This window comes from Nocardia yamanashiensis NBRC 100130 (assembly GCF_001613325.1).
GTDB classification, from domain to species: Bacteria; Actinomycetota; Actinomycetes; order Mycobacteriales; family Mycobacteriaceae; genus Nocardia; species Nocardia yamanashiensis.
Window position 1 is genome coordinate 1 of the sequence record NZ_BDCD01000007.1, and the last position, 12,506, is coordinate 12,506.

The 12,506-nt window shown below is 67.6% G+C and carries 12 protein-coding genes; 7 read left to right on the top strand and 5 right to left on the bottom strand.

The window, feature by feature from the left end:
- Window positions 1-96 precede the first annotated feature (96 nt).
- Window positions 97-1,872, top strand: coding sequence for an SDR family oxidoreductase (locus tag NY1_RS06670; protein ID WP_067709542.1), 1,776 nt, complete (start codon window positions 97-99; stop codon window positions 1,870-1,872).
- 60 nt (window positions 1,873-1,932) lie between these two features.
- Here the strand turns inward: NY1_RS06670 and NY1_RS44430 are convergent, their stop codons facing one another.
- Entirely contained in the window at window positions 1,933-3,318 is a 1,386-nt protein-coding gene (locus NY1_RS44430; RefSeq protein ID WP_067709544.1) for a PDR/VanB family oxidoreductase, read from the bottom strand.
- Window positions 3,315-4,193, bottom strand: coding sequence for a metal-dependent hydrolase (locus NY1_RS06680; RefSeq protein ID WP_067709545.1), 879 nt, complete (start codon window positions 4,191-4,193; stop codon window positions 3,315-3,317). The genes NY1_RS44430 and NY1_RS06680 overlap by 4 nt, the downstream gene beginning before the upstream one ends.
- A 162-nt stretch (window positions 4,194-4,355) precedes the next feature.
- On the opposite strand from NY1_RS06680, the gene NY1_RS06685 reads away from it, so the two are divergent.
- Window positions 4,356-5,822, top strand: a complete 1,467-nt coding sequence (locus NY1_RS06685) for an ABC1 kinase family protein (protein ID WP_067709547.1) — start codon at window positions 4,356-4,358, stop codon at window positions 5,820-5,822.
- On the opposite strand, the gene NY1_RS06690 is transcribed toward NY1_RS06685, so the two are convergent.
- Window positions 5,752-7,296 carry a glycosyltransferase family 39 protein gene (locus NY1_RS06690; RefSeq protein WP_369690429.1) on the bottom strand — a complete coding sequence of 515 codons (1,545 nt, stop codon included), beginning with the start codon at window positions 7,294-7,296 and terminating at the stop codon, window positions 5,752-5,754. The genes NY1_RS06685 and NY1_RS06690 overlap by 71 nt on opposite strands.
- A 189-nt stretch (window positions 7,297-7,485) precedes the next feature.
- Here NY1_RS06690 and NY1_RS06695 point away from each other — a divergent pair, with 189 nt between their 5' ends.
- Window positions 7,486-7,989: a nitroreductase/quinone reductase family protein gene (locus NY1_RS06695; RefSeq protein WP_084534764.1), complete on the top strand. Its 504-nt coding sequence runs from the start codon at window positions 7,486-7,488 to the stop codon at window positions 7,987-7,989.
- Here the strand turns inward: NY1_RS06695 and NY1_RS06700 are convergent, their stop codons facing one another.
- A complete protein-coding gene (locus NY1_RS06700; RefSeq protein WP_067709551.1) occupies window positions 7,990-8,370 on the bottom strand; it encodes a nitroreductase family deazaflavin-dependent oxidoreductase in 381 nt (126 codons plus the stop codon).
- A gap of 122 nt (window positions 8,371-8,492) precedes the next feature.
- Here NY1_RS06700 and NY1_RS06705 point away from each other — a divergent pair, with 122 nt between their 5' ends.
- The 4 genes from NY1_RS06705 to NY1_RS06720 all read left to right on the top strand — a co-directional run bounded on the left by NY1_RS06705 (window position 8,493) and on the right by NY1_RS06720 (window position 11,264).
- A complete protein-coding gene (locus NY1_RS06705; RefSeq protein ID WP_067709553.1) occupies window positions 8,493-9,011 on the top strand; it encodes an NUDIX hydrolase in 519 nt (172 codons plus the stop codon).
- A gap of 170 nt (window positions 9,012-9,181) precedes the next feature.
- A complete protein-coding gene (locus NY1_RS06710; RefSeq protein ID WP_067709554.1) occupies window positions 9,182-9,805 on the top strand; it encodes a hypothetical protein in 624 nt (207 codons plus the stop codon).
- Between the two features lie 470 nt (window positions 9,806-10,275).
- Window positions 10,276-10,710, top strand: a complete 435-nt coding sequence (locus tag NY1_RS06715) for a hypothetical protein (RefSeq protein WP_157762085.1) — start codon at window positions 10,276-10,278, stop codon at window positions 10,708-10,710.
- 80 nt (window positions 10,711-10,790) lie between these two features.
- Entirely contained in the window at window positions 10,791-11,264 is a 474-nt protein-coding gene (locus NY1_RS06720) for a hypothetical protein (RefSeq protein WP_157762086.1), read from the top strand.
- Between the two features lie 20 nt (window positions 11,265-11,284).
- Here NY1_RS06720 and NY1_RS06725 read toward each other — a convergent pair whose 3' ends face one another.
- Complete coding sequence (locus NY1_RS06725; protein WP_067709559.1) at window positions 11,285-12,208, bottom strand: SGNH/GDSL hydrolase family protein; 924 nt, start codon at window positions 12,206-12,208, stop codon at window positions 11,285-11,287.
- Window positions 12,209-12,506: the final 298 nt, after the last annotated feature.

A 12,506-nucleotide genomic window follows, 5' to 3' on the forward strand; every position in this document is an offset into this window, starting at 1 on the left:
ACCCCCGGGAAATTGTCTCAGACAATTCATTGACACCCGGGTGCGCGGCGGCACAAGCTGGACTCGACCCGATGGTCCGAGACAGGGAGTGCCGCAGTGTCGCCGCAGATTTCCGAACCCATCCAGCGCACCGTCCGCAGTGGCGAGGTCGAGCTCGCCGTCTACGAATACGGGGTGTTCGACGGCCCGACGCTGGTGCTGGTGCACGGCTGGCCCGATACGCACCGGCTGTGGGACAACCTGCTCCCCCGCTTCACCGATCGCTTCCATGTGGTCAGCTACGACGTGCGCGGGCACGGGGGCAGCACCGATCCGGGCGATCATCGCGAGTTCCGGATTCCGGAGCTGGCCAAGGATTTCTTCGCGGTCATCGATGCGGTGAGCCCGGATGCGCCGGTGCACGTGCTGGCGCACGACTGGGGTTCGGTGACGGTGTGGGATGCGGTGTGCGAACCGGACGCGGAGCTGCGGGTGGCCTCGTTCACTTCGGTGTCCGGGCCCAATCTCGATCATGCAGGCATTTGGGCGCGGCGGCGGTTCGCCCGGCCGACGCCGGGCAATCTGGCCGGACCGCTGTCGCAATTGGCTTCGGTCGCTTATCAATTCGCGTTCATGACGCCGGTGGTGCCGGGTGCGGTCATGCGGCTCGGTGGCGAGCGGATGTTCCGGCTCGGGTTGCGGCTGGCGCAGGGCACGCCCATGGATCGGGTGACGCTGGCCGAGACCTTCCCCGACGACGCCGCCAACGGGTTGCAGATCTATCGCGCCAATCTGGTGGTGGGCAAGGTGCTTTCGGCGCGGGAGCGGCGTACGAAGGTGCCGGTGCAGTTGATCGTGCCCGCCTACGATCCGGCGGTGCGGCCCGCGGTGTTCGACGATGAAGCCGAATGGACCGAGCGGCTGTGGCGGCGGGATCTGAAAGCCGGTCACTGGGTGCCGTATTCGCATCCCGAAGCGCTCGCCGGCGCGGCGATCCAGCTCATCGACGCGGTGTCGGGCCAGGAACCGGCGCGTGAGCTGCGGCGCGCGGAAGTGGGCCGTCCACGAGGCCGGGCATTCGAGGATCACCTGGTGGTGGTCACCGGTGCCGGATCGGGCATCGGCCGCGAAACCGCCCTCGCCTTCGCCCGCCTCGGCGCGGAGGTCGTGGTCTCCGATATCGACCCCGCCGCCGCACGCGAAACCGCCTCGCTCATCGCCGAATTCGACGGTCTCGCCTACCCGTACGCCCTCGATGTAGCGAATGAGGCCGCGGTCGAAGCCCACGCCGAGGAGGTCGCGGCCGTGCACGGAGTGCCCGATGTGGTGGTGAACAATGCCGGTGTCGCGCAGGCCGCCCCGTTCCTGCGCACACCCAGCGCCAGTTTCAAACGCGTCATCGACATCAACTTCTTCGGTGTCGTGCACGGTTCGCGCGCCTTCGGCAAGTTGATGGCCGAGCGTGGATGGGGCGGGCACATCGTGAACGTCTCCAGCATGGCCGCCTACACCCCGCAGCAGGGGTTCAGCGCATATTCGACCAGCAAGTCGGCGGTCTTCACCTTCTCCGATTGCCTGCGCGCGGAATTGGCGGCCGACGGTATCGGCGTGACCACCGTGTGCCCGGGGATCGTGCACACCAATATCGTGCGCACCACCGAGTTCTCGGGGGTGTCGGCCGAACAGCAGGACCGGCGGCAGCGGATCTTCGACCGGCTCTACCGGATGCGCAGTTATCCGCCGTCGAAGGTGGCCGGGGCGATAGTCGCTGCGGTGCAGCACAATCGGGCGGTGGTGCCGGTCACGCCGGAAGCCTGGGCCGCGTACTACGGCACCCGCCTGACCCCGCCGAGCCTGATGCGTTTCGGCATCGCCCGCGCCCGCCTGGCCTGAGCTGAGTGAACGCCGCGCAGGCCCCCTGCACCCACGCGGCGTCCCATCACACCGGATCGGTCAAAGATCCGGAGGTATCGGGTGATTCAGGTCCAGCACCAGGCGCTCGCCGTGGGGCGCCCGCGAGAGGCAGAGCAGCATGTCGCCCTGCGCGCGCTGGGCGGCATTGAGCACGGTGTCGCGGTGTTCGACGGTGCCCGACAGCACACGCACCTTGCAGGTGGTGCAGAAGCCCTGGCGGCAGGAGTAGGGCACCGCCGGTTCGGCCTCCGCTACCACCGACAGGGCGGTGCGATCGGCGGGGACGTCGAGAACTCTTCCGCCCCTGCCCAATTGGACGGTGAAGGGCGCGCCGTCGACGATCGGCGGCGGTGCGAAGCGCTCACAGTGCAACTCCACGTCCGGTGCGCCGGCCACGCGGGCCGCCACTACCTCGAGCAGCGCCGGTGGGCCGCAGACGTATACGGCCGCCGGCCCGTCGATATCCGGCACCAGCTCGGGCCCCGTGGGCAGCCCCGAGCGGTCGTCGGTGCGCACGGTGACCCGCGACCCGTACCGGCTGATCACGTCCAGAAACGGCAGCGAATTCCGGTGCCGCCCGGTATAGATCAGCGACCAGTCCAGCCCGGCCCGTTCTGCCGCGCGCATCATCCCGAGGATCGGCGTGATCCCGATGCCGCCGGCGACGAACCGCACCAGGTAGCGCGCCCCGGCCGATCGATTCCCGCCCGATCGATTCCCGCCTGACCCGGCCCCGCCGGACCCTGCCTCGCCAGGCTCGGCCCCGCCGGACCGGGCCCCATCGGACCCTGCCTCGCCAGGCTCGGCCCCGGCGGGCCCTGCCCTGCCAGGCTCGGCCCCGCCTGACCCGGCCCCACCGGACTCTGCCTTCACCGACCTCGGCACCGCGCTCTCGACCCTCCGCGACGGTCCGATCACGGTGAACGGGAAGGCGTTTCGCGGGCCGCGCACCCCGACCCGGGTACCGATCGCCAGCGCGTCGTGCAGTTCGACCGATCCACTCCCGCCCGCGATCCGCCGCACGGCGACGCGATAGTGGAACGGGTCGTCGCGGTCCCCGCACAGCGAGTACTGCCGGACCAGCCCCGAGGGCAGCACCAGATCCACGTGCGCGCCCGGCTGCCAGGGCCGCAGCGCCGCGCCGCGCGGGTGCGCGAAGACGAGGCTCACGACGTCGGCGTCCGCGGCCACTACTTGCCGATCCACCAGCACGAGTTCGCGGGTGCCGGTTCGCGGCGGTGCGAGCGGTGGCCGCCCGTGCGGTGACAGCCAGGCCAGCACCCGCGCCCCCGGTGCGATCAGTTTGTCCGCGACCATCAGCAGTGGATCGCGGCGCAATGGCGCCCAGAACGCGGGCGGCACACCGCGCCTGCGCATTTCGGCGATCCGGCCCTCGATGGTCTGCGGCTGGGGAGCCCGGGTCATGAAGCGTGCGCGATCTTGGCCGCAGGCGATTGCGCCAGATACGCGACGGCCTGCGCGGTATCGCCGGTGTCCTGCGGGTCGTAATCGGCCCGCACGAACGACGCGAAACCCCGCCCGATCAACCGCCAGCGTGGCAGCACGCCCCGCCGCATACCGCTGTTGACCTCCCGGACCACCCGCACCGGACCCATACTCGGCAGCGTCGGATCCTGCCGCACCAGCCACCACGCGATGGCGAGCAGCCCGACCGGCAACCCCACACTGACCCCGAGATAGATGGTCACCAAACGCGGCCGCCGCGCCCCGAAGTACCGCGCCACATTCCACGCCACACTGCGATGCTCGACCTCCTCGGCCCCGTGCCAGCGGAACAGATCGGTCAGCGCCGGGTCCGCGCCCAGCGCTTCGAAGTCCTGATTGAGCAGCCAGTCCCCGCCGATCGCGGTGAAATGCTCGATCCCGGCGATGGCCGCGAGCATCTGCACCACCACCCGGTGCCGCAGCGGTTCCGGCAGCGTATCCAGCCGGATGATGGCCCGGTCGAAGAGATATTCGGCCTCGGTCAGGATGGGTTCCGGGTCGATCCCGTGCCGTCGCAGGAATTCCCACGTCGCCTGATTGTGCGATTCGGCGTGCACGGCTTCCTGTCCCATGAAGCCGATCATCTGCTCGCGCAGTTCGTCGTCGGCGACATAGGGCAGCGCCCGCCGGAACATCTCCACGAATCCCCGCTCCCCCAGCGGCAGGATCAGGTTCAGCCCGGAAATGGCATGGGAGGCAACGGGTTCGCCCGGGATCCAGTGCAGCGGCGCCCGCCGGAAGTCGAATCGCACCGCGCGCGGGCGCAGCGCCACCGCGCCCACCTTCTCGTTCATGGTCCTCACCCCTTCGCCGCGGCCGCCGGACGGCCCCGTTGCCGCCCGCGTCCGCCACGGCGGATCGAGTCCCCTCCAGAGTATTACTGTCCCAGACAATTTCGCTACCATGGTCATCCACGGCATGACACACTGGGACGGTCGATCTTCCGGAGGTCACGAATGCCCGAACCGCGCCAGGGTGGATTGCGACGATTGCGCCGTCGCAGCGCGTCCGAGAACACCGGACAACCGCCGACTTCGCCGATCCTGCGAAACGCCAAGATGGCCACGCTGCCGGTGGCGTATGCCGCGCGCAAGGCCGGGGGTCTGGGCCGGCGCGCGACCGGGATCGCCAAAGCTCAGGTGGATCTGGATATCCAGGCGCGCACCGCCCAGCACATGTTCGAGGTGCTCGGCGAGCTCAAAGGTTGCGCGGCCAAGTTCGGGCAGTTGCTGGCGCTCTACGAACTCGCGCTGCCGCCCGAGCTGGGTGCGCCCTATCGGGAAGCGCTGAGCCAGCTGCAGGATTCGGCCCCGGCCATGCTGCCCGCCGCCGTCGATCAAGCCATGGCCGCCCAGCTCGGCCCGGACTGGCGGGAGCTGTTCGCCGACTTCGATTTCCGGGCCACCGCCGCCGCCTCGGTCGGGCAGGTGCATCGCGCGACCTGGCACGACGGGCGCAAGGTGGCGGTGAAGCTGATGTATCCGGGGGCGCGGGAGTCGGTGCGCTCGGATCTGGCGCAGATCCGGCGCATGGCGCCGCTGGCGACCATCTTCGTGCCCGGCGCGGACGTGAACTCGGTGGCCGAGGCCTTCGTCGCCTGCATCGACGACGAACTCGACTACGCCCGGGAAGCCGAGACCCAGCGCGTCTTCGCCGACGCCTTCGCCGACGATCCGGACTTCGTGGTGCCGCAGGTGGTGCATCAGCAGGGCGATGTGGTGATCAGCGAATGGCTGGACGGGATTCCGCTGGGCCGGGTGATCGCCACCGGCGCGCAGGCCGAACGCGATCGGGTCGGCATGCTGGTGCTGCGGTTCGTCATGAGCTCGTTCACCCGCACCGGGCTCATCTACACCGACACCCATCCCGGGAATTTCCGGATCATGCGGGACGGGCGGCTGGGCATCGTGGACTACGGGGCGTGCTCGCCGTTCCCCGACCACTTCCCGCACCTGTTCGCCGAGCTGGCCGATTGCCTGTTCAACGGCACGCACGCCGAACTGGACGCGGCGCTGCGCCGGCACGGCTTCCTGGAGGCGGACCGGGAATTCGATATCGAGGCGTTCGTCGCGCTGCTGGAGCCGATCAGCGCGCTCATGTTCCCGCGCACCGTGCACCTGACCACGCCGTGGTTGCGCGAGCAGGTCAAGCGCGCCACCTCGCTGCGATTGACGAATGTGGCGCGGCAGCTCACCACGCCCGCCGAGTTCACCCCGCTCGGGCGCACGCTGCTCACCACCATCGGGGTGCTGTGCCAGCTGAATGCCGAGGGGGCGTTCCGGGACGAATTGTTCGTCTACTGCCCCGAATTGGCGGGGGTGTACGAGCGTTTCCTGTTGCGTGAGGGCGCCGCTACAGGTGCATCCACTTCGGCCACAGCTGGTCCCACGCTTGTTTCCGTCCCGTGCACTTCCAGATGGTGACGTCCTGGGTATTGCCGGGGAATCCGATGCGGGTGTTCACCTTGCCGACCGGATCGACGTGCTCGAACTGGGTGCGCAGGACGGCTTCGTAGCCGCCGACGGCGATCACGGCGGTGGCGTCGTCGGGCGGGGTGCCGAAGTAGCCGAAGCCGCGGCTGGGGCTGTAGATGGGCGGGAGCTGGTCGCGGCCCATCTGGTCGAGAGCGGCTGCCTGCCAATAGGTGTCGGTGAGGATGATCGCGTGGTCTTTCTCGGCCCTGGGTAGCGCGGCGTAGACGCGGATGACCTCGTCGGTGAGGTCGTGCCAGCCGAAGGAGCCGTAGACGCCGATATTGATGGCGGCCTCGGCGTCGTCCTTGTACGGCTGGATCGAATCGGCCGAGCGCCAGGGAGTGGCGTAGAGCACGAAACCCGTTGCGCCGAGGGCCAATACGGCGGTGGCGGCGATCAGGGTGCGACGCCAGATCGGTTGCAGGCGTTCGGCGGTGGTGACCAGGCCGACCGCGCCGGCGGCGATCATGACCGCGTACATGCCGGCCGCGTAGTAGATGCGGCCGCCGGTGACCAGGAACGCCACGTACAGCAGGATCAGGGTCGCGCCCAGGAATCGGTACGGGCGCAACGACTCCCACAGCAGCAGCACCCACAGGCCCCACAGCAGCAGGAGGGCGCCGAGGTAGCCGGCGAGGCTGACCGACATCGGCACGAACAGCAGGCGACCGCCCAGGATGTCCTGTTCGGCGCCGATCACCTTGCCCATCTCCAGCTGCGGCCAGTCATTGTGCGCTTGCCACAGCAGTTCCGGGATGGTCGCCAGCACCACCACGACCCCGCCCGCCCACAGCAGCGGGCGGCGCACCAGCTCCCGGGGACCGAAAACCAGGCTGCTCACCGCGACCGCGATCCAGAAGAACGGGATCAGCCATTTCACCTGCATGTCCACCGCGGTGACCAGGGCGGCCAGGAACAGCAGGCGGTCATCACGCGTGCGCACCCAGCGCACCACCAGCCAGGTGATGATCACCCACAGGGCGGTGTCGACGGCATTGGTGGTGAGCATGGTGCCCTGCAGCAGCAGGAACGGGGAACTGGCGTAGCCGAGCGCGGCCAGGGTCTGCGCCCAGCGGCCGCCGCCGAATTCGCGGGCGAGCATGGCGCACAGCACGATCGCGAGGACGGTCAGCAGCACCGAGGGCAGGCGCAGTACGAAGAACGAGCCCGGGGCGATGAGGTCCATGAACCGGGCCAGCAAAGGCAGCACCGGTCCCTGATCGGCGTAACCCCACGACGGTCGCCGGCCCGCTGCCAGGAAGTACAGCTCGTCGCCGAAGTATCCATACCGGGTCGCGGACAGCAGCAACACCACAGCAGCCGGTACCGCGACCGCGGCCACCGCGCGCCACGACATGGGCGGGCGATCCTCGGGGGCGGCGTGACGCCCGGATGATCGGGGCTGGGGCGGGCGATCGACCACGTCGGTCAACGATTCTGCTCCTCGACTGCGGGTACTGATCCGGTTACCAGCGAATCTACAGCGCGCGACCGTACCACCCGGTCCGCGAAACACCCCCGGCCATGCGCCCACCGCCCGCGCGTACCAACCGGCCTATAGTCGATGCCGTATCAGCCTGCCGTGCAACGCATTTCCGCGAAGGAGACCGGCATGTCCGAGCAAACCCCCGAAACCAACCCGTACGGCACGCCCACCACCAGTGGCCCCGAGCCCATCCGCTCCTACCAGAGCACCGTCAACAAGGTCGTCCGCACGCTGTTGCGCGTGCCCGTGCTGGGCCGCCAGGTCGGCAAACGCCTGGTCGTGCTGTACGTGACCGGCCGCAAGTCCGGGAAGGTCTACGACGTTCCCGTCGCCTACACCCGGCACGAGGGCGCGCTGCTGGTCGGCACCGCCAAGCATCCGTGGGTGCGCAATATCCGCAAGGACGTGCCGATCCAGATCTCGATGGGCGGCCCGAAGCTCACCGCCGACGCCGAGGTCTTCGAGGACGCCGAATCGGTGGTGCGGCTGTCGACGGTGATCGCCCTGGACAACAAGCAGTGGGCCAAATTCAACGGCATCGGCTTCGATGCGGCCGGTCAGCCCAATAGAGCCGACGCCTACCAAAGCTGGCAGCAGGGCGCCGTCATCATCAGCATCACCCCGCGCTGATCACGCGGCCTTGCGCGCCTGCACGTAGTACTCGACCTTCAAAGCGACCAGGAACTGCCGCACCAGCGGCGGCGCCCAGGACACCGCGGCATCCTGCCCGACGACGGGGTCGGTCAGGGTGATCGTCTTGCCGCGCGTCTCGAATTCGAACTTCCCCGCGGCCCGAATGTTCTTCACCCAGTCCACATCCCGCCCGTAGGTGAGCGCGATCCGGTATCCGCCGTCCCGCGCGAACACCGCCACCGGCACCCGATACACCTTCCCCGACTTGCGCCCCGTATGGATCACGATCCCGAACCCCGGCAGCACCCGCGCCGCCACCCCCAGCACCGGATTCGTCACCCGCTTGTTGATCCTGGCCAGCGCCTGCGGAAATGGCATGAGCTCGTCCTCTCCGACGAAAACTGTTGCGCCCCAGACGCTACGCCCCCGCACCCCGATCCGCCCGCTATCCCGCCGCGCCTCCCGCATAAGGTTCATCACAACGGGAAGGAGCCGCGAAGATGCCGGAATTGATCGCCGTCTACAACGCCGCAGGCAAAGAAGTAGGCGCCGCGGACCGTGCCGACGTCTACGCCCAGGGCCTCTGGCACGCCAGCGCCGGCGTCCTGGTCCGCTCCACCGACGGCAAACGCGTCTACGTCCACCGCCGCACCGACACCAAATCCGTCTTCGCCGGCATGCACGACTGCCTCGCCGGCGGCGTCCTGGCTCCCCACGAAGACCCCGCCGAAGCAGCGATCCGAGAACTCTCCGAAGAACTCGGCATCCACCTCCCACCCCACGCCGACCGCCCCCTCCCGGTCGCCAGCGCCTCCTGGGACGGCGAATGGCAAGGCCGCCCCATGCGCTGCCACCTCTTCGCCTACGAACTCCGCCACGACGGCCCCTTCACCCACCAACCCGAAGAAATCGCCGCCGGCTGGTGGTGGACCGACGAAGAACTCCGCTCCCACCTCGAAAACCCCACCTGGCCCTTCGTCCCCGACACCCGAACCCTCATCCCCGACCTGCTGCGCTGATCGGCGGCGGGACAGTAGGCAATTCGGTAAGCCAGGTCATCGTCTGATCCCACTCAATTACATTGGCTTACAAACGATCCCGTGCTCGAACAGTTGAAACAGCGATACACCATCGAACGATTCGGTTAGTACATCGCTGTTGTGTCGATGCAAAAAAGAGGGGGATCAACGTGATCGAGGTACCGGCAATCGTCGCCTATCTTGCCGGCGCGGCGGGACTTGCAGGGGGACGCTGGATAGACCGCCATTTCGATCTGGCGCTCAAAGCGCTCACCGATGCGGTCATCCGGAAGATCGGCGGCCAGTCTGTCTCGCAACTGCGAGACAACCCGGACAGCGTCCGGGCCCGCAACCAGGTCGCCGACGCGATCACCCGCGAGGCAGCAACCGATGAGAAGTTCGCCCAGGAACTGGCAGAAATCCAGCGAAAGCTCGACAACCTCGACGGACGAGCCTGGATCGCCCGATTCGACAACTCCACCCACATCGTGACCCAGTCCGTCGGAACCGGCCTCGCCGTCGGCAACGACTACACCCACAACGTCAACACCACCGTCGACGTCCCAGGCCCAGACGACCTCTCCAGAGCCCCAGCCTGGACCCGAACCCTCCTCTGGATCGGTTACGCCATCGCCTTCTTCGGCTTCTTCGTCATGATCGCCGCCATGAACCACGGCCCCTCCGACACCAGCGCCCAAACCGGTTTCGCCATCTTCGCCACCGGCGGCGTCCTCGTCGCCTTCGGCCAACTCGGCGCCCAAACCTCCAAACCAGGCCGCAGAGACCGGATATAGCCACGCCGATAACCCAATTGACACAGGGATATTCCACTGTGAGCATCGCGTGGTGGAGACGCTGCGAATTATCAAGGGGGATGCGACGTGTCCTCAGGCCAAGGGGCCGAAGGTCATTGCGCATGTTTGTAATGACCTAGGTGGATGGGGGAAGGGGTTCGTGCTGGCGGTGTCGAAGCGGTGGGCGGAGCCGGAGCGGGCCTATCGCGAGTGGCATCGTGGGCGGGCGGGGAACGCCCGAGGGGTCGCGGTCACGGTGTACGACTTCGACTGACCGATCCAGGGATGCAGCGAGCGGTTACTTCGACCGAAAGCTGTTGACTGCCCATACAATTCGGGGCATCGCGCATTTCTGAAACGCAAACACTTCGCATTAGTCGCGGATTAATCTGCCTACCGTCTACAACCGACGGACAGGTAGGGAATTCGCAATGACTCATGGAATGGGTTGGGCCGTCAAAGGACTCGTGTTGGCGGCGACGGTCGTCGCGCTGACGCCGTCCACGGCGTCGGCCAAGATCTTCAGCGCCTGGGTCACCGATCTGAAATGGAACTCCCAGAGTGAAGTCGTGGTCGGGCAGCAGTACTGGGTGCGCTCGCAAGCCGGGGGTGAACCCCGGCGGGTCAGTTTCTATGACGGCGATACGTGTATCGGAAGCAACGTCACGCCGCCCGATCCGAGCGGGGAGGGGAACTATTCGCAGTATGTCGTCTGGGTTCCGACGACGGCGGGCACGCACACGCTGAAGATCGTTCAGGGGGATGCGGATGTGGTGACGTTGACCATCAACGCGCGCCCGGCCGCTGCCGGGTCGACCCCGGAGGTGCAGCCGAAGCAGGATGCGTGCAGCACCGGCACCGGCAGCTTCGGCAGTGGTTCGTCCAGCGGAAGCTTCGGACTCTGACCGCAAGCCCTACGCCGACCGATTCGCGGGCAGTGGAAGCGATCTCGCGTCCGGAAAACACGCACCAGGAGAACAGAACTGTGGAAGCAAGCACCCCGACCCGCCGTGCAATCAGCTGGGGCATCAAGGGAGTTACCATCGCCGCCGCCATCGCGGCCCTGAACCCGGCTCCGGCAGCTGCCACCATCGAGAAATACTGGGTGGCCGACTCCCGAGGCAACATCACCACCGAAGTAGTTGCGGGGCAGGCATATCGAATTCACGCCATAACCACCGGATCGGTGCAACGAATCGCGTTCTGGGAGGCCGACAAATGCATCGGCAGCGACGTCGCCTCGGTATTCGGCGGCGCCGACGCGACAGCGAGCGTCGTATGGGTGCCCGGAACAGTGGGCGTGCGTTCGCTCGCCATCGTGCAAGCCGGCGCGGACTACGAGAACCTCACCGTGACCGTCGCTCCCGCACCCGCCGGGAGCACCCCGGCCGAGCAGCCGAAACAGGATGCCTGCATCGGCGGTGGCGGGAGCATCGACACCAGAAGCCTCGGCTTCTGAACCGGACCGCCACCCTCGCGCTACGAGGCCGCGCGCGTCAACTGTTCGACAATGATGCGCGCGAAGTTCGTTTCGCCCAGACCAGTCGGGTGCAAGGGGACCACTCCGTCCTGCGGCCGGCGGGCGACGATGCCGTTGACCCAGTTCTCGGTCGGATCGCAGCTGTCGTGTCCGGCGGCGGGGCCGATGAAATCGACGAATTCGGCGTGGTTCTCGGTCGCTGCTTTGCGGGTCAGGTCGGCCAGGCGGTCGACCAAGTCCTGAAGGTAGGTGGCGTCTCGGGGCCAGACCGGTTGCGAGGCGCAGCCGCCGTCGCGCGTGTATAGGCCGTAGCTGGTCACCAGGACGCGCGCCCGGGGCGCTTTGGCATGAATTGCGTTCAGTACGGCCACTATCGACGGTCCGACCGCGTCTACTTCTTGCGCGCCGCGGTCGATGCCGTCGGCGGTGAGGGTGTCGCGGCAGGAGGTGCCGTCGGGTTCGGGCTGGTGGTTGACGCATTGGTTGGCGATGGTGAGCAGACCGGTGTCGTTGCCGCCGATGGTGAGGGTGACCAGCGTCGTGTCCGCAGACAGGGCGTCGAGTTGGACCGGGACGGTCGATTCGGCTGTTCTGCCGGTTTGCGGGGTGGTGAGGATGTTCTCGGTGCGGGCGCCGGTGCAGGTCACGTCGCGGAAGACCTTGACGCCCAGCTGGTTTGCCACCAGTTGGGGGTAGTTGACGGCGCTGCGGTAGCAGGGCTCGCCCTTGGCCGACGGGGAGATCCCGGGGCCTGCGGCGAAGGAATCGCCGAGTGCCACGTACTCGGCCAGGAGTGCGTTGTCCGCCTTCCGCTCGTCACCCGAGGGCGACTCGGCGGAACACCCGCTCACGACCGCCACGCCGATGGTCAGCGCCGCGACTGCGGCACGCACCGGGGTGCGCGGGGAACTCGGCAACCACATACCGACAACCATAGGTGCCCGCGCCGGGGCTTCGGACGGCTCGAGGGCCGGGAACGCAGTGAGCCCACCGGATCCCGCGCGATCCGGTGGGCTCGGGTACTACGGTGCTTACTTGCCCGCAGTTCCGGTGAACAGACCCTGAATGGTCTTGATCAGAACTTCGGACAGGAAATCCGCTGCGGATCCGGACACGTGGTACTCCTCATCTATCTACTGACATGTCAGACGTGTGAAGCATGCATGATTCACATTCTCCGGGGTGGCGTTTTCGCGAAGAAAGTCGGGAAGACCGCCGCCG